This is a genomic window from Novosphingobium lentum NBRC 107847 (assembly GCF_001590965.1).
Taxonomy (GTDB): Bacteria; Pseudomonadota; Alphaproteobacteria; order Sphingomonadales; family Sphingomonadaceae; genus Novosphingobium; species Novosphingobium lentum.
Genome location: NZ_BCTW01000005.1, coordinates 87,293 through 103,494 on the forward strand (window position 1 = coordinate 87,293; position 16,202 = coordinate 103,494).

General features: G+C 68.0%; 16 protein-coding genes. 6 read left to right on the forward strand and 10 right to left on the reverse strand.

Translation table 11 applies throughout. From position 1 onward, the window contains the following. Entirely contained in the window at nt 1–579 is a 579-nt protein-coding gene (locus NL2_RS05550) for an OmpA family protein (protein ID WP_157083049.1), read from the forward strand. A 203-nt stretch (nt 580–782) separates the two neighbouring features. On the opposite strand, the gene NL2_RS05555 is transcribed toward NL2_RS05550, so the two are convergent. The 5 genes from NL2_RS05555 to NL2_RS05575 form a co-directional block, all read right to left on the reverse strand. Further along, nucleotides 783–2,873 carry a CHASE2 domain-containing protein gene (locus tag NL2_RS05555; protein ID WP_084355908.1) on the reverse strand — a complete coding sequence of 697 codons (2,091 nt, stop codon included), beginning with the start codon at nt 2,871–2,873 and terminating at the stop codon, nt 783–785. Next, nucleotides 2,848–3,825 (reverse strand): MBL fold metallo-hydrolase, encoded by a 978-nt coding sequence (locus NL2_RS05560; RefSeq protein ID WP_068072805.1) that lies wholly within the window; start codon nt 3,823–3,825, stop codon nt 2,848–2,850. The genes NL2_RS05555 and NL2_RS05560 overlap by 26 nt, the downstream gene beginning before the upstream one ends. 93 nt (nt 3,826–3,918) lie before the next feature. Continuing rightward, entirely contained in the window at nt 3,919–4,281 is a 363-nt protein-coding gene (locus NL2_RS05565; protein ID WP_174522591.1) for an STAS domain-containing protein, read from the reverse strand. A 61-nt stretch (nt 4,282–4,342) separates the two neighbouring features. Next, nucleotides 4,343–4,882 (reverse strand): isoprenylcysteine carboxyl methyltransferase family protein, encoded by a 540-nt coding sequence (locus NL2_RS05570; RefSeq protein ID WP_068072807.1) that lies wholly within the window; start codon nt 4,880–4,882, stop codon nt 4,343–4,345. After that, nucleotides 4,879–5,931 (reverse strand): type III polyketide synthase, encoded by a 1,053-nt coding sequence (locus NL2_RS05575; protein ID WP_068073061.1) that lies wholly within the window; start codon nt 5,929–5,931, stop codon nt 4,879–4,881. Before NL2_RS05575 ends, NL2_RS05570 begins: the two co-directional genes overlap by 4 nt. 160 nt (nt 5,932–6,091) lie before the next feature. Here NL2_RS05575 and NL2_RS05580 point away from each other — a divergent pair, with 160 nt between their 5' ends. Continuing rightward, complete coding sequence (locus NL2_RS05580) at nt 6,092–7,687, forward strand: DHA2 family efflux MFS transporter permease subunit (protein ID WP_084355930.1); 1,596 nt, start codon at nt 6,092–6,094, stop codon at nt 7,685–7,687. Here the strand turns inward: NL2_RS05580 and NL2_RS05585 are convergent. Together NL2_RS05585 and NL2_RS05590 are read right to left on the reverse strand one after the other, a co-directional pair. Continuing rightward, nucleotides 7,675–8,208, reverse strand: coding sequence for an aromatic-ring-hydroxylating dioxygenase subunit beta (locus NL2_RS05585; protein WP_068073065.1), 534 nt, complete (start codon nt 8,206–8,208; stop codon nt 7,675–7,677). The genes NL2_RS05580 and NL2_RS05585 overlap by 13 nt on opposite strands. After that, complete coding sequence (locus tag NL2_RS05590; RefSeq protein WP_068073067.1) at nt 8,205–9,539, reverse strand: aromatic ring-hydroxylating oxygenase subunit alpha; 1,335 nt, start codon at nt 9,537–9,539, stop codon at nt 8,205–8,207. Before NL2_RS05590 ends, NL2_RS05585 begins: the two co-directional genes overlap by 4 nt. Before the next feature lie 112 nt (nt 9,540–9,651). Between NL2_RS05590 and mdlC the strand changes: the two genes are divergently transcribed. The 3 genes from mdlC (at nt 9,652) to fghA (ending at nt 12,559) form a co-directional block, all read left to right on the forward strand. Continuing rightward, nucleotides 9,652–11,226, forward strand: coding sequence for a benzoylformate decarboxylase (gene mdlC, locus NL2_RS05595; protein WP_068072809.1), 1,575 nt, complete (start codon nt 9,652–9,654; stop codon nt 11,224–11,226). An 87-nt stretch (nt 11,227–11,313) separates the two neighbouring features. Next, entirely contained in the window at nt 11,314–11,694 is a 381-nt protein-coding gene (locus tag NL2_RS05600) for a VOC family protein (protein ID WP_068072811.1), read from the forward strand. 1 nt (nt 11,695) lies between these two features. Then, nucleotides 11,696–12,559: an S-formylglutathione hydrolase gene (gene fghA / locus NL2_RS05605; protein WP_245647580.1), complete on the forward strand. Its 864-nt coding sequence runs from the start codon at nt 11,696–11,698 to the stop codon at nt 12,557–12,559. A gap of 33 nt (nt 12,560–12,592) precedes the next feature. On the opposite strand, the gene nusB is transcribed toward fghA, so the two are convergent. Genes nusB through hisG form a run of 3 tightly spaced genes read right to left on the reverse strand, consistent with a single transcriptional unit; the run spans nt 12,593 to nt 15,026 of the window. Further along, nucleotides 12,593–13,051, reverse strand: a complete 459-nt coding sequence (gene nusB, locus NL2_RS05610) for a transcription antitermination factor NusB (protein ID WP_068072815.1) — start codon at nt 13,049–13,051, stop codon at nt 12,593–12,595. Continuing rightward, on the reverse strand, nt 13,048–14,337 hold the full coding sequence (gene hisD / locus NL2_RS05615; RefSeq protein WP_068072817.1) for a histidinol dehydrogenase: 1,290 nt from the start codon (nt 14,335–14,337) through the stop codon (nt 13,048–13,050). The genes nusB and hisD overlap by 4 nt, the downstream gene beginning before the upstream one ends. After that, nucleotides 14,337–15,026 (reverse strand): ATP phosphoribosyltransferase, encoded by a 690-nt coding sequence (gene hisG / locus NL2_RS05620; RefSeq protein ID WP_245647581.1) that lies wholly within the window; start codon nt 15,024–15,026, stop codon nt 14,337–14,339. Before hisG ends, hisD begins: the two co-directional genes overlap by 1 nt. Nucleotides 15,027–15,083: 57 nt before the next feature. Here hisG and NL2_RS05625 point away from each other — a divergent pair, with 57 nt between their 5' ends. Continuing rightward, nucleotides 15,084–16,199, forward strand: coding sequence for a DUF2332 domain-containing protein (locus NL2_RS05625; protein WP_068072819.1), 1,116 nt, complete (start codon nt 15,084–15,086; stop codon nt 16,197–16,199). The last annotated feature ends 3 nt before the right edge of the window (nt 16,200–16,202 follow it).

A 16,202-nucleotide genomic window follows, 5' to 3' on the forward strand; every position in this document is an offset into this window, starting at 1 on the left:
GTGCGGTCGGGGGCATCGATCGCATTGCTGGCGATATTGACGGGGTGCGCGGCACCTTCGGCGCTGCTGCTGCCCGGCGAGGATGGCCATCCCACCGGCGCGCTGGCGGTGCTGGACCAGAAGGGTGGCGAACAGCTGCTGGATACACCACTGGCATCGGCGCGGATGTCGCGCGGCGGCGCCACGCTGGGCACCGCTGCGAAGGTCAAGCCGGCGTATCGCCAGCTGATGGCCACGCTGCCACCGCCGGCCAGAAGCTTCACGCTGTACTTTGTCGAGGGCACGACCACGATGGTGGAATCGTCGCGTCCGATGCTCGACCAGATCCGCGCCGAAATCGCGCGCCGTCCGGGCGCCGAAGTGCAGGTCACCGGCCACACCGATACGCTGGGCAGCGACGATGACAACGATCGCCTGTCGCGGCAGCGCGCCGGCGAGATCATGTCCGTGCTGATCGCCGAAGGATTTCCGCGCGACCTGTTGAGCGCGGTCGGACGCGGTGAGCGCGAGCCTGCGGTCGATACCGGTGACGGCGTGCGCGATGCGCGCAATCGCCGGGTCGAGGTGATCGTCCGCTAACGGGGCGAGCGATTAATCTGGACCCCTCATGGTGAGGAGGGACTGAGCTTGTCGAAGGCCCGTCTCGAACCACCTTCCCAAAACGACTGGGCGGTCCTTCGAGACGCCGCTTCGACAAGCTCAGCGGTCCTCAGGCTGAGCGGTTCAGCTAATGTGCAAGACGATCTAGCGTCATTTGGCCTTGGCCGACCCCGACGCCATCCTCATGCGGGTGGTGCGGGCGGCGCGGGTCCGCGATAGTGCAGCGACAGCACGGTCAGGTCGTCGCTGGGTTCGGTCGGGTGTTCGAACCGGCGGACCGCGCGCACCAGCCTGTCGACGGTCTGCTGGCCTTGCGCGTTCTCGTCGGGTTCGCGCGCGGCCAGCGCGGTGAAGGCCCCGTCCACGCCGAACATGCGGTTGTCCTCATCCTGTGCTTCGGTCACGCCGTCGGTGATCAGGATCAGCGTCTCGCCCGGCGCGAGCGTCAGCCGTTCTTCGGGATAGGCGAATTCGCACACGCAGAACGGCGGCCCGCCGCGCATCGGAAACGTCTCGGGCGCGTGGCCGGGGCGCAACAGGATCGGGTTTTCATGCCCGGCGTTGACCATCCCCAGATCACCGGTGGCGCAATCGAACAGCACGATCAGCATGGTAACGCCCATGGCATCGTCGGCTTCGCGCAGCAGTTCGAGGTTCAGCGTGTCGACTGCGTGCGCCAGCCCGCCGCTTTCGCGCACCAGCACGCTTTTCGCCAGCGTCTTCGACAGCGCCATGTACAGCGCGGCGGGCACGCCCTTGCCGGTCACGTCGCCGATCACGAACAGCACGCGGTCGGCATCGATGCGGATCGCGTCGTAGAAATCGCCGCCGACCGATCGCGCCGGTTCGAGGATCGCGCTGGCGTGGATGCGCGGATCGAGCTCGGCCAGCCGCTCGCGCGCGGGCACCATGCCCAGCTGGATCGCGCGCGCGGCAACCAGTTCGCCTTCCTGCACCGCCGAGGTCAGCTGCTGTTCCAACAGTTCGCGCGCCAGGCTGGCGCGTTCGGCGCGGTTGCGCACGAACAGCAGCGTGCCCAGCGCGAGCGCGGCACCCAGCCCGATCATCAGCGGGCGTGCCGGGTCGAACAACAGCCCCGGCCCATCGAACAACGCCCATGATGCCACGGGCAGCGCGATCGCGATGCCGCCCGCGAGCAGCCATGGCCAGTGACGCCGGATGATGCCGGCCAGCGCGATCACCAGCGCCAGCACTGCGCCTGCGATCCATTCGCCGGCGGCGAGCCAGCCCGGACGCGACAGCCAGCCGCCGCGCAGGATCGCATCGACCGCCTGCGCCTGGACGAACACGCCATAGCCGCGCGGGGTGAGCGGGGTCGATACGACATCGGACACGCCTTCCGCGCCCAGCCCGACGATCACCACCTTGCCGGTGAACGTGCCGGGCTTCAGCTTGTCGCTGAGCACGAGCGCGGCCGAATAGCGCGCGGTATCGGGAAACTTGCCAAGGCGGATCTGCATTTGCCCGGCATCGTCGGTGGGCACGCGATGCGGGCCGATCACGGCGGTGGTGCCCTGCCAGGAAATCTTCGGCGCGCCGGTGGCGATGCGTGCCAGTTCGGCGGCGAGGCCGGGCATCGGCCGGTCGCCCGCGAGCACGGTCAGCGGCACCCGGCGCACGATCCCGTCGGCATCGGGCGGGCCGTTGACCAGCGCGTGGCCGAGCGCGACATCGTCGAGCTGGGGGATGCTGGCGAGGACTTGCGGAAACCGCATGGCATCGGGGGGCGGGCGGCCGTCGATCTCGGGATCGAGCAGCAGGCTTTTGGGATCGCTGCCAAAGCCCGCGATGCCCAGCCGGCCGAGCACCACCGGTGCGCCGCCGAGCACTTGCGCAAAAATCGTGTCCATCGACGGCAGGTTGCCGATCGAGGCGGCGGCGGCGGGGGCGATTTCGGGATAAAGCTGGACGAACTGATCGGGATTGAGCCGGTCGGGTTCGGGAAAGATCATGTCCATGCCGATCACGCGCGGCTTTTGTGCGGCGATCGTCTCGGTCAGCCGGCCCAGGTAATAGCGCGGCCAGGGCCACGGGCCGACGGTCTTGAGCGCAAGCGGATCGACCAGCACGACCACGACGTTGCGGCCGTCGATGGCGCGCGGGGCCAGGCGCTGCCAGCTGTCGAACAGGCCGCGCCGGGCGGGTTCGGCGGCGATCAGGCTGAGCAGGGCAGCCGCCAGCCCGCCCAGCAGCACCGCTGCCCAGATCGCCCCCCGGCGTGTGCGGTCAGATCTCGACGGTGAGGCCGTCATAGGCGCAGATCACGTCGAGCGGGGCGGCTTCGCGCGTCAGTTCTTCGTAGCGGATGCTTTCGCGGTGCATGCGCTGGATGTCGGCGTCGCTGTAGGTCGGTTCGTGATGGAACAGCGCCAGCCGTTTGGCGCGCGCTTCGTGGCACAGATCGATGGCGATGACGTTGCTCGAATGGCCCCAGTCTTCCTTCATCGAGATGCTGTCGGCCAGCGAGTACATCGTGTCGCAGATGACCAGATCGCATTCGGTGAAGAAATCGACGAACGCGGATTCGCCGTCCATCCGGTCGATCTTGTGTTCACTATCGGTGCTGTAGATTGCGCATTTGCCGTCTGCATCGGTGAACTTGTACCCATAGCTGACGTGCGAATGGTGCTGCGCGATCAGCTCGACCGTGACCGCGCCGATCGGATAGCGCTGTCCGGGTTCCAGCGTGCGGAAGCTGATGTCGGCGCGCAGCCAGTCGAACGCCACGGGGAACGAGATTTCCTCCTGCTGGCGGCGCAGCGCGGTTTCGGCATCGGGATGGCCCGAATGGATCACGATCTTTGCGCCCGGATCGAACGCGGGAACGAAGAACGGGAACCCCATGATGTGGTCCCAGTGCAGGTGCGACAGGAACACATGATAGAGCCGCGCATGCCCGGCGGCGCAGCGCGCCATGGCGTTCAACCCGAATTCGCGCAGCCCGCTGCCCAGATCGCAGACGATGAAGGCGCCGTCATCGCTCGGGCCGCCGACGGCTTCGATCTCGACGCAGCTGGTGGCGCCGCCGTACGTCCCGTTGGTGGCGAAATCGAGCGTGTCGTCGGCAAAGCGCGCGGCTTCGGCGGTATCGGCAAAGCGCCGGCCGTCGGCGGCGACCAGCGCAGCGGCGATCTTGTCGCGAACGGCAGACGATTTCTGCGCCACCGGAAGCGAACCGCGCGTACCCCAGAACCGCACCTTCATCGTTCGCTTCTCCCCTCGCCAAGTGGATCGTGTCGGCTCGTTTCGCCGGTGCCGACCACCCGCAAGGGCTGCCGGCGTCGCGATCCTGTCAATTCAAAGCGCGCCCGAAGGGACCAGTTCGATGGTGTCGTAAACCTTGAAAACCATGTCGTAGCGGCTGATCGCGAGTATTTCGCGCATGATGTCGTTGGGCTGCACCAGCACGATCGTGATGCCGTGATCGCCCGACTTGCGCTGCGCCAGCGTCAACCCGCGCAAGCCGCGCGACGACATGTAGTCGATCAGCGAAAGATCGATCGCCAGCTGCTTCGCGCCATCGCCCGCCGCCACTTCGATTTCCTGCGCGAGGTGTTCGGCAAAGGCAGTGGCGGTGCTTTCGTCGATCCGCCCGGCGGGCGATACCACCCGCAGCGTATCGCGCGCCTGCGCTGTCCAGACCAGATTGCCCCCTGTCATGGCGTCAGGTTAGGCGACGATCGCCGGCTTGGAAAGCGTCCATATTGACCCGGCTTGACCACTATCGGGACGGAGCGCGGGTCGGACGGTTGGCAGGCCCGCGCGGGGCCTGCGGTCCGGCGGCCAGCGCCTGGTTCTCGCACCCGATCCGCACCCACAGCATCCAGGCGTTGAGCAGCGAGAATACGATCGCCACGCCGATCAGCCCGAATGCCAGCGGGAGCAGCGCGATCTCGGCCACCACGATGCAGTAGTTGGGGTGCCGCACCCAGCGGAACGGGCCGCGCGCGACCAGCGGCTCGCCCGGCAGCACGATGACCCGCGTGGTCCAGCGCGTGCCCAGCACCATCAGCACCCACACGCGCAACCCCTGCATGACCATGAACGCGGCGAGCAACAGCAGGTTGACCGGGCGATCCCACGCCAGCAGCCACAGCGTCGCCAGCCAGCTGGCGTGCAGCAGCACCATCACCGGATAGTGCGCGCGGCCATGCTCGATCGCGCCTTGTGCCATCAGCAGTCGCGTGTTGCGCCGCGCGATGATCAGCTCGCCCAGCCGCTGCGCGGTGACGAACAGCAGGACCGCGATGGCCAGCGTCATGCGGCGTGTCGCAACGTCACGGTGCTGGTCGTGAACCCCGGCCCGAGCGCGGTCAGCACCGACAGCGGCGGCAGTCCCGCCTGTCGCACCCGGTCGAGCACGAACAGCGCGGTGGGCGCGGACATGTTGCCGTGATCGCGCAGCACGGCGCGTTCATGATCGAGCGAGCCCTGGTTCAGCGACAGCGCCAGCTCGACCGCATCGACCACCTTGGCGCCGCCGGGATGGCAGATGAAGCGGTCGATGTCCGCCACGACCAGCCCTTGCGGCGCGAGCATTTCGGCCATCGCCTGCGCCATGTTCTGCCGCGCGAACACCGGAATCGCGCGGTTGAGCACCACGCCCAGCCCGTTGGGTTCGATCTTCCAGCCCATGATGTCGAGCGTATCGGGCCAGGTCTTTTCCGCCGCGCCCGAGATCGAGACGAAGCCCTCGTCGCCCACTTTCAGGATGCAGGCGGCGGCGCCATCGCCGAACAGCGCGGTGGAAATGATGTCGGCCTTGTCCACCCGGTCGGTGCGGAAGGCCAGGCTGCACAGTTCGACCGTGACGAACAGCACCACCGATCCGGGCGTGCACTGCGCCAGCTTGGCGGACAGGCTCAGCCCGGTGACGCCGCCGGCACAGCCGAGGCCGAACACCGGCACTCGCGCGACGTCGGTGCGAAAGCCCATGCGGCCCATCGCGCGCGCCTCAAGGCTGGGCGTGGCGATCCCGGTGGACGATACGGTGACGATGGTGTCGATGTCGCTCGCCGCCAGCCCGGCTTCGTCCAGCGCGCTCTGTGCCGCCGCGACGAACAGGTCGAGCGCGGTTTCGAGATAGACTGCGGTCCGCTCGGTGAAGTCGTGCGGTTCGCGATACCAGTCGACCGGGCGCGCCAGCTGGCGGTTGGCAATGCCGGCGGTGGTGAACACCGAGGTCATCCGCTCGAAGTCCTTGAAGCCACCCGCCAGCACGTCGCGCGCCACGGCCAGCGCATCGGCCTGCGCCACGACGAACGGGGGGGTCGCCGTCGCGAGCGACAAAATCGTTACCGGGTCGGCCATGCTGGTTCCTGTCTGGCCGGTCTTCGGCGCGTGGTGCGATACGGGAAACGAATGCATGGTGCGCGAGTTCCCCTACATTACAAGTCGTGATCGGGGGCGAAAAGCGTTAGACGCCGCCAGCACCCGGTTGTCGGTACGCGCCCACATGGTGAAAGCCCGCATGATCGAGACGCTCCCGCTGCCCGAATCCCTCAGTTCCGCACGTGTAGAAGGTGAGCATGGCCGCGCCGTGTCCTGGCGCACATGGACCGGGTTCCTGTTCATGTGCCTGGGCATGTTCATGGCGATCCTCGACATCCAGATCGTCGCGACCTCGCTGCCGACGATCCAGAAGGCGCTCGGCATCGCAACCGACCAGATGAGCTGGGTGCAGACAGCATACCTCATCGCAGAGATCGTGGCGATTCCGTTGACGGGTTACCTGACCCGGCTGCTGGGGATGCGCCGGCTGTTCGTGGTCGCGATCACGGTGTTCACGCTGGCGTCGGCGGGCTGCGCGGCGAGCCACGATTTCACCAGCCTGATCGCGTGGCGGGTGTTGCAGGGGTTTGCCGGCGGCACGCTGATCCCGGCGGTGTTTTCGGCGGTGTTCCTGATGTTTCCGCTGCGCCTGCAGGGCATCGCGACTACCATTGCCGGCGTCGCGGCGGTGTTTGCCCCCACGGTCGGCCCGATCGTGGGCGGCTGGCTGACCCAGACCTATTCGTGGCACTGGCTGTTCCTGGTCAACATCGTGCCCGGCATCATAGCAGCCATCGGCGCAGCGGCGTTGTTGCCGCGCCGCCCGGTCGATCGCGCGGAACTGCGGTCGGTCGATGCGCTGGCGTTGGCGGCGATGGCCGTCGCGCTGACCGCGCTCGAGATCGGACTCAAGGACGCGCCGTCGTTCGGCTGGGCATCGCTGCGGGTGCTGTCACTGCTGGGCCTGTTCGCGCTGTGCGGGCTTGCGTTCGTGGCCCGCACGCTGCGATCGGTGCACCCCGTGGTCGAACTGCGCAGTTTTGCCGATCGCAACTTCACCATCGGCTGCATCCTCAGTTTCGTGCTGGGCATCGGGCTGTTCGGATCGACCTACCTGATGCCGTTCTTTCTCGGGCTGGTGCGCGGCCACGGCGCGCTGGAGATCGGCAAGATCATGCTGGTGACCGGGATGGCGCAACTGCTGGCCGCGCCGGTCGCGGTGGCGCTGGAACGCCGGGTCGATCCGCGCCTGCTGACGCTGCTGGGTTTCGGCATGTTCGCGGCGGGGCTGTGGCTGAGCGCGTCGCAGACCAAGGATACCGACTTTGCGCAGATGATGCTGCCGCAAGTGCTGCGCGGCGCCTCGATCATGTTCTGCCTGCTGCCGCCGACGCGGCTCGCGCTGGGGCGGCTGCCCAATCACCTCGTCGCGGATGGCAGCGGATTGTTCAACCTGATGCGCAACCTGGGCGGCGCGATCGGGCTGGCGCTGATCGATACGGTGATCTTCAGCCGCGGGACCGATCACGCGCGCACGATCGGCGAAAGCCTGCGCGCGGGCGATGTCGATGTCGCGGTGTCGATCGGCATTCCGCGCGAGCTGTTCCTGGCGCAAGCGGGCCGCCCGGCGAGCGAGGCGGCGCAGAACATGGCGCGCCCGCTGATCGAAAAGGCCGCGCTGGTCCAGTCGATCAACGACGCCTGGATGATGATCGCGGTGCTGACCGCAGCGGCGGTGCTGCTGCTGCCGTTCGTGGCAAAATCGCGCGTCGCTGCGCCCGGTCAGACCGAGTAGAAATCGACCACTGTCGGGATGCGGTCGTTGAGCAGGGTGATCGTCTTGGCGGCGATCAGCCAGCCACCATTGCCCCCGTCGCCGTTGCCGTTGCCGTGCCGCAGGCGGTAGTCGTAGCGGCCGAAGTTCACATGCACCCCGCCCGAACGCGGATCATAGAGGTGCACCGTGAAGCACGCCGACACCGCCCATTCACCCCCGGCTTCGCCTTCCAGCAGCACATTGGTGACCGCGTGGACCACGCGCGGTCGCGGGGTGGAGGCGACCGACAACCCTGATCGCGCGCGCCACACCCGCTCCTCGATCCCGCGCCGCCCGGCGTAATAGATCAGCGACAGCTCGCGATCGGGATCGCCGGTGGTCTCGGCTTCGTTGCGCCACGCGGGCATCCAGAACGTGCTGTCCTCGGTATAGAGCGCCAACCATGCGTCCCAGTCGCCGTTGTCGAGCAGGCGTGCCTCACGGAACAACAGCCGTTCAGCATCGCGTTCGGTCAGCTCGGCGACGTGGGGCGCGGTCATGCCGCAGCCCCCGCCATGCGGCGCTGCCACTCGCGGTAATAGCCATGGAACAGCGTTTCATCGCCCAGCTGCGAACCGCCCGCCACGCTGCGTTCGGGTACCAGGCCGATGGTATCGCCGAACGCGTTGCCGCCCGCCCGGCTTTCGGTGGCGCCGCGATTGTAGCCCTGCAGCCACGGATCGACCCGGCTGGCATAGCCGCGCTGGCAGTTTTCATAGCTCACGGTGTCATCGGGCGTGGCCATGCCCGATGGGTTGAAGAAGTCTTCATACTGGCGGATGCGCTGGCGACGCGCTTCGGCGCTTTCGCCTTTGGGCGCGATGCACCACGTGCGCATTTCGGTGCGACCGGCTGAGATTGGTTGGATCACGCGCAACTGACTCGAGGCGTTCTCGGCGATCTGCAGGTTGGGAAAAATCGTCAGGTTGCGCATGTTGAACATCCAGTCGCGCGCGCCGGTGCCGACGCGCGTCGCCAGCGCATCAGCGCTTTCGAACAGCGGCATCGCATCGGACACGCCCATCACACCCCAGTTGAGCACATGGCCGTGCGCCATGCTGAAGCTGCCGCCCTGTACGCCTTGCGCGTCTTCGGCCCAGTTGCGGTTGCTGTCCCACGCCGATCGCGCGGTGACCGTGGTCGGATCTTCCCGGCGCCGTTCGAGCACGCGCAAGTACGAAGGGTGCGCCGAGGTGAAGTGATAGGCGTCCGAACAGTTTTCCAGCTGCAGCTTCCAGTTGGCGTCGAACGTGAAGGTGACCATGCCCGGCACCAGTTCCATGCCCTGTTCGCTTTGCCCGGCGACGAGATCGAGCAGCTTGCGCGCTTCGCCGAGGTGATCTTCCAGCGTGGGCACATCCGCGCTCAGGCTGCCGAACAGGAAGCCGCGATACTCGCCGAAGCGGGGCAGGGATGCCAGATCGTGGCCGGTCTGCGCGAACGCGGGGGAGTATCCGCCCGCATTTTTCCATTTCACCGCCTTGTTGCGGCCCGCGCTGTCGAACGTCCAGCTGTGATAGGGGCACACATGCAGCCGCGCGTTGCCGCAGGCGGTCTGCGCCAGCATCGATCCCTTGTGCGGGCATGAATTGACGAACGCGGCCAAGCTGCCGTCGCCGTCGCGGCTGACCAGCACCGGCACCCGGCCGATGCGCGTGGTGAAGAAGTCGTGCGGCCCTGCCGCCTGGTCGGCCAGCCCGAGGAACACCCAGCCGCCGCCGAACACGCGGGCCAGCTCGGCCTCGAACACCTCGGCATCGTCGAAGATCGCGCGATGGACACGGAACAGCCCGTCTGCCGGGCGATCATCGATCAGGGTGTTGAAATCCACCTGCGCCACATCCTCTGCCAGCCGATTGAGTCGGACATTTTCGTTTGCGTTGCATAGCAATCGGCGAAAGGAAATGGCAGGCTCGCCAAGCGCGCGCGGTGGAGGACGGGGAATGCTGGGTGATGCCGCAACGACGACGGTCCGCGACGCGACGCTGTCGTTCATGCGCAGCGTGGGCATGACCACAATCTTCGGCAATCCGGGATCGACCGAACTGCCGATGTTCCGGAATTTTCCCGGCGATTTCCGCTATGTGCTGGGCCTGCAGGAAAGCGTGGTGCTGGGCATGGCCGATGGCTTTGCCCAGGCGACGCGCAACGCGGGCTTCGTCAACCTGCATTCCGCCGCCGGTGTCGGCCACGCGCTGGGCAACCTGTTCACTGCGTACAAGAACCAGACGCCGCTGGTGATCACCGCCGGGCAGCAGGCGCGATCGATCCTGCCGTACGAGCCGTTCCTGTTCGCCGACCGGCCCACCGAATTCCCGCAGCCATACGTCAAATGGGCCTGCGAACCCGTGCGCGCCGAGGACGTGCCCGCCGCCATCGCCCGCGCCTATCACGTGGCGATGCAGCCGCCATGCGGCCCGACGTTCGTCTCGATCCCGGTCGACGACTGGGACCGGCCCTGCGATCCGCTGCCGGTGCGCCGCGTTGCCGCCGCCAATCCGGGCGATCCGGAGGCGATGGCCGAAATAGCGCAGGCGCTGGCCGCAGCATCATCGCCCGCGATCGTCGTGGGGGCGGGCGTGTCGCGCGACAATGCTTGGGACGCGCTGGTGGCGCTGGCCGAGCGCCATGCGGCAGCGGTGTGGGTCGCCCCGCTGTCGGCACGCTGCGGCTTTCCCGAGGATCACGCGCTGTTCGCCGGGTTCCTCAAGGCCTCGCGCGAGGCGATTGTCGCGGCACTGGCCGGGCACGATGTGGTGCTGGTGATCGGCGGGCCGCTCAGCCTGTATCATGTCGAGGGGTTCGGCCCGCACGCGCCGCCCGATGCCACCGTGTTCCAGATCATAGACGATCCAGCGCAGGCGGCGTGGGCGCCCGAGGGGCTGGCGGTGATCGCCAATGCCCGGCTGGCCACGCAGGCGCTGCTGGCGGGGCCCGCACCGCAACGCCCCCGCACCGCGCCGCCGCGGCTGGTCCGCCCGGCGCTGCCGCCAGCCGGGTTCACCGACGCGCACCTGCTGGCGCGGATCGCGGCGCTGCGTCCGGCAGGCTCGATCATCGTCGAGGAAGCCGCCTCGAGCCGGGGGGCGATGCACGATCACCTGCCGATTGTCGCACAGGACACGTTCTACACGTGCGCCAGCGGCGGGCTGGGTCACGGTTTGCCCGCCGCGATCGGCGTGGCGCTGGCGCGGCGGTCCGGCAAGGTCATCGCCGTGCTGGGCGATGGCGCGGCGATGTACGCGATCCAGGGGCTGTGGAGCGCGGCGCAGCTGGGGCTGGCGGTGTCGTTCGTGATCGTGCGAAACCGGCGCTACCAGGCGCTGGTCGAGTTTTCGCGTCACTTCCAGCTGCACTCACCGATGGCGACCGACTTGCCGGGGCTCGATTTCTGCGCGCTGGCACAGGCGCAAGGGGTGTCGGCAGTCCGGGTCGAGGCGTATGACGGGCTTGATGCCGCGCTGTCGGCGTCGTTCGAGTCGATCGGCCCGACGCTGGTCGAAGTCTGCGTCGACTGATCGTCGGCGCTTGGCGTCGCCAACGCTTGACCCCGCCCACCGGGGCCATACAAGTCGCATTCCGCAACCCATTGGGAGAGAGCACCGATGTACAGTCACATGATGGTGGGCAGCAACGATATTGCCCGGTCGAAGAAGTTCTACGACGCGCTGTTCGGCTCGCAGGGCGGCAATCCGGGGATGGAAGACCCCAACGGCCGGCTGGTCTACATGCACAACGACGGGATTTTCCTCGTGACTCCGCCGATCAACGGCCAGCCCGCTACCCACGCCAACGGCGGCACCATCGGCTTTGCCATGGGCAAGCCGGAAGATGCCGATGCGTGGCACAAGGCCGGCGTCGAGAACGGTGGCACCACGTGCGAAGACCCGCCGGGCGTGCGCGACGGCGGCTTCGGCAAGCTGTACCTGGCGTATCTGCGCGATCCCGATGGCAACAAGCTGTGCGCGCTGCACCGGGTCGGCTGACGTGACGGTTGAGACGCTCGGCACGAGCAAGGCCCACGGCGGCACGCTGGGCGTCTACAGCCATTCTTCTACCGCGACGGGGACGGGAATGACCTTTTCGGTCTTCCTGCCCCCGGCTGCGGCGGCACAGGCGGCTTCGGGCAAGCCGCTGGCGACGGTGATCTACCTGTCGGGGCTGACCTGCACCCACGCCAACGTCACCGACAAGGGCGAGTACCGCCGCGTGTGCGCCGAACTGGGCCTGATCTTCGTCGCGCCCGATACCAGCCCGCGCGGCGATGGCGTGGCCGATGATCCGGCGGGCGCTTATGACTTCGGGCTGGGCGCGGGGTTCTATGTCGATGCGACGCAGGCGCCGTTTGCAGCCCACTACAAGATGTGGAGTTACATCGCGGACGAATTGCCCGCGCTGCTCGCCGCGAATTTTCCGGTCGATCCGGCGCGCACCGGGATCATGGGCCACTCGATGGGCGGCCACGGCGCGCTGACGCTGGGGCTGACCTATCCGGAGAAATTCCGCTCCCTGTCCGCGTTCGCGCCGATCGTCGCGCCGGGGCAGGTGCCGTGGGGCGAAAAGGCGCTGGGCGGCTACCTCGGCGCCGACCGCAGCCTATGGCGCGCGCACGATGCGGTGGCCTTGATCGAGGATGGCAAGCGCCCGGCGGGCGACATCCTGGTCGATCAGGGCGAGGCCGACGGGTTCCTTGCCGAACAACTGCGGCCCGAATTGCTGGCGGCGGCTTGCGCCACGGCGGGCATACCGCTGACGCTGCGGATGCAGCCGGGCTACGACCACAGCTACAACTTCATCTCCACGTTCATGGAAGACCACTTGCGCTGGCACGCCGCGCGGCTTTCAAGTTGAACGTCGTCCCGGGTCGAGCCCCGGGACGACGTTTTACCGTCCCGCATCCTTGGCGATCGCGTCCAGCAATCCGTTGACGAACTTGGCGTCGCGGCTTTCGAAAAAGGCGTGTGCCACATCGACATATTCGCTGATCGTAGTGGCCTTGGGGACGTCGGCGCGCGCCAGCAGTTCGTAAGTGCCGGCGCGCAGGATCTGGATCATGGTGCGGTCGAGCCGCGTCAGCGACCAGCCTTGCGCCAGCTTGCCCCCGATCAGCCCGTCGATCTCGTCGCGCCGCGCGGCGGTGCCGCGCACCAGATCGTCGAAGAACGCGACGTCGGCATCGGCATATTCGACATCCTCGATCGACGCGCCCAGCCGGTGCATGTGGAATTCGTCGATCAGCTGGACCAGCGCAGGCTGTTCCATTTCGAGCTGGTACAGCGCCTGCACCGCGGCAAGCCGCGCGGCCGATCGGGCCAGCGCGCGCTGGTTCTGCGGGGATTTCATATGCCAAGCCTCAGTTCGATGGAGCGCGCGTGCGCGGCCAGCCCTTCGGCCTCGGCCAGCGCGATGGCGGCGGGGCCGATCGCGGCGAGCGCGTCCGCGCCCAGTTCGATGAAGCTGGTGCGCTTCATGAAATCGAGCACCGACAGCCCGGACGAAAAGCGCGCGCGGCGCCCGGTGGGCAGCACGTGGTTGGGCCCGGCGACGTAATCGCCCACCGCCTCGGGCGTCATCCGGCCCAGGAACACCGAACCGGCGTGGCGGATCCGGTCGAACAGTGCCTGAGGATTGTCGGTGGCGATCTCGACATGTTCTGCGGCGAGCGCATTGGCCAGCGCTGGCGCCTCGTCGAGCGAGCCGACCACGATGATCGTGCCGTGATCGTCCCAGCTGGCCTTGGCGACGCGCGCGGTCGGCAGCATCGCGATTTCCACGCCGACCAGATCGGCCACCTGATCGGCAAAGCGCGCGTCCTCGGTGATCAGGATCGCTTGCGCGGCGGGATCGTGCTCGGCCTGGCTGAGCAGGTCGGCGGCAATCCACACCGGATCGTTCTTGGCATCGGCGATGATCAGGATTTCGGACGGGCCGGCAACCATGTCGATGCCGACCACGCCGAACAGCTGGCGCTTGGCCTCTGCCACCCAGGCGTTGCCGGGGCCGGTCACCACGTCGACCGGGGCGATGCGCTTGGTGCCATGGGCGAGCGCGGCGACGGCCTGCGCCCCGCCGACGCGGTACACTTCATCGACGCCGGCGAGGTGCGCGGCGGCCAGCACCAGCGGATTGACCATGCCCTTGGGCGTCGGGGTGACCACCACCAGCCGCTCCACGCCCGCGACTTTGGCGGGGATCGCGTTCATCAGCAGCGACGAAGGATAGGCGGCGCGGCCGCCGGGCACGTACAGCCCCGCGCCGTCCACCGCGCTCCAGCGCGCGCCCATGCGCACGCCCTTGGCGTCGGTGATGTCGCGGTTTTCGGGCCGCTGCGCCTCGTGAAACGCGCGAATGCGGTTGGCGGCGAGTTCGAGCGCGGCACGCAACGCCGGGTCGAGCGTGTCGAACGCCTCGCGGCAAGCTTCGGGCGCGATCCGCCAGTTGTCGTCGGACAGGTTGTGGCCGTCGAACCGTGCGGTGAATTCGGCGACCGCCTCGTCACCGCGCAGGCGCACTTCCTCGATGATGCCGGCAACATCGCGCGCGATGTCCTCGTCGCTTTCGCGGCGATCCTTGACCAGCCGGGCAAACGCGCGGGCAAAGCCGGGGTCGGCGGAATTCAGGCGCTGCATCAGGCGGGCTCCCGTTCCGTCACCAGCGCGCGGAACGCATCGATCAGCGCGCCGATGCGCGCGCTGTCGGTCTTCAGCGCGGCGCGGTTGACGATCAGCCGCGCCGACACCGGCAGGATCACGCTGGTTTCGACCAGCCCGTTGTCCTTGAGCGTGCGCCCGGTGGAAACGAGATCGACGATGCGGCTGGCGAGCCCCAGGCTGGGCGCCAGTTCCATCGCGCCGTTCAGTTTCACGCATTCGGCCTGCACGCCCAGCGATTCGAAATGGCGGCGGGTCAGGTTGGGATACTTGGTGGCGACGCGCGCGTGGCTTTCGCGCGCCACGCCGCTGCCGTTGTCTACCGGCGCGGCGGGTTCGGCCACTGACAGGCGGCAGTGGCCGATGCCGAGATCGACCGGGGCATAAAGGTCGGAATAGTCGAACTCGTCGATCACGTCGGAGCCGACGATGCCCATCTGCGCCGCGCCATGCGCCACGAACGTGGCGACATCGAACGCGCGCACGCGGATCAGCGTCATGTCGGGGCGGCTGGTGGCAAACGACAGCGCGCGCGAGTTCTTGTCGTGGAAATCCGCATCGGGCACCACCCCGGCGCGCGCGAGCAGCGGCAGGGCCTCGTCAAGGATGCGGCCCTTGGGTATGGCGAAAACCAGCGGCGACGCGGCGGGGGGCGACATGTCTGACATGGCTCGCGCCCATATGGCCCCCGCGCGCAAAGGGCAACCTGCGGAAAGGGAATCGCGATGAGCGACACGTACCGGTACCAGACGATCTACCAGGCCGGGACCGGCGCGGTGGCCGACGCGTTCCACAACCAGCTGCTGTATTGCCGCGCCAACGATGCGCCGATCACGGCACGGATCGTGGCGGCGCTGGCGGCGTGCGTGGCGGGTGACATACCCGGCGCGTTCCTCGATCGCATCCGCGACTGGCAGGGGCCGCCGGTGGCCGATGCGCTGGCGTTGCGCGCCGCCGGGGGGCTGCATTCGCTGCACATCGCGGGTGGCGAACCGGCGCTCGACGCGATCTACCGCAACGCGAGCCCGTCCGATGAAGCGGATGCGGCGGCGGTGGCCGATGTCATCGCGCGGCGTGGCGCGGACCTGCTGCCCTGGCTCGATGGTCCGCCGCAGACCAACGAGGCGGGGCGATCATCCAACTTCATCGCGGCGATGCTGTGGCTGGCCGATCAGGGCCTGCCGCCGCGCTTCCAATGCATCGAGATCGGATCGAGCGCGGGGATCAACCTGATGCTCGGCCGCTATCGCTATGAACTGGGCGGGGTGGGCGTGGGGCCGCAGCCCGGCGCGATGCGGTTTGCGCCCGAATGGCGCGGGCCCCCGGCGCCCGACCGCGCCATCGCAATCGCCTCGACCCGCGGCTGCGACGTCGCGCCGGTGGACTTGTCCGATCCGGCGCAGGCGCTGCGGCTGAAGGCTTATATCTGGCCCGAACACAGCGTGCGGTTCGAACGGATGGAACAGGCGGTCGCCGCCGCCCGCCAGCAACGGCCTGACATGGTCGCGATGAACGCCGCCGATTTCGTCGAGACCGAACTCGCCCGGCCGCAGGCGGCGGGCACCACGCGCGTGCTGATGCATTCGATCGTGTGGCAATATGTCCCGCACGACCAGCAGGCGCGCGTCACCGCCGCAATGGAAGCGGCGGGTGCAAACGCCACGGTGGAGCGTCCGCTGGCGTGGATTTCGCTCGAGGCCAACCGCACGGTGCATCACCACGAACTGACCGCGCGGTACTGGCCCGGCGGGGCGCAGCGCGTGCAGCTGGGCACCGCGCACGCGCACGGGGCATGGCTCAACTGGTTCGGCGAACCGGTCGTCAAAGCATCGGGCGATTAATCC

Excerpts from the sequence above, each read along its gene's own strand:
- NL2_RS05555 (WP_084355908.1), bottom strand. The coding sequence starts at position 2,873 with ATGACGGCCTCACCGTCGAGATCTGACCGCACACGCCGGGGGGCGATC.
- NL2_RS05560 (WP_068072805.1), bottom strand. The coding sequence starts at position 3,825 with ATGAAGGTGCGGTTCTGGGGTACGCGCGGTTCGCTTCCGGTGGCGCAG.
- NL2_RS05565 (WP_174522591.1), bottom strand. The coding sequence starts at position 4,281 with ATGACAGGGGGCAATCTGGTCTGGACAGCGCAGGCGCGCGATACGCTG.
- NL2_RS05570 (WP_068072807.1), bottom strand. The coding sequence starts at position 4,882 with ATGACGCTGGCCATCGCGGTCCTGCTGTTCGTCACCGCGCAGCGGCTG.
- NL2_RS05575 (WP_068073061.1), bottom strand. The coding sequence starts at position 5,931 with ATGGCCGACCCGGTAACGATTTTGTCGCTCGCGACGGCGACCCCCCCG.
- NL2_RS05580 (WP_084355930.1), top strand. The coding sequence starts at position 6,092 with ATGATCGAGACGCTCCCGCTGCCCGAATCCCTCAGTTCCGCACGTGTA.
- NL2_RS05585 (WP_068073065.1), bottom strand. The coding sequence starts at position 8,208 with ATGACCGCGCCCCACGTCGCCGAGCTGACCGAACGCGATGCTGAACGG.
- mdlC (WP_068072809.1), top strand. The coding sequence starts at position 9,652 with ATGCTGGGTGATGCCGCAACGACGACGGTCCGCGACGCGACGCTGTCG.
- NL2_RS05600 (WP_068072811.1), top strand. The coding sequence starts at position 11,314 with ATGTACAGTCACATGATGGTGGGCAGCAACGATATTGCCCGGTCGAAG.
- nusB (WP_068072815.1), bottom strand. The coding sequence starts at position 13,051 with ATGAAATCCCCGCAGAACCAGCGCGCGCTGGCCCGATCGGCCGCGCGG.
- hisD (WP_068072817.1), bottom strand. The coding sequence starts at position 14,337 with ATGCAGCGCCTGAATTCCGCCGACCCCGGCTTTGCCCGCGCGTTTGCC.
- hisG (WP_245647581.1), bottom strand. The coding sequence starts at position 15,026 with ATGTCAGACATGTCGCCCCCCGCCGCGTCGCCGCTGGTTTTCGCCATA.
- NL2_RS05625 (WP_068072819.1), top strand. The coding sequence starts at position 15,084 with ATGAGCGACACGTACCGGTACCAGACGATCTACCAGGCCGGGACCGGC.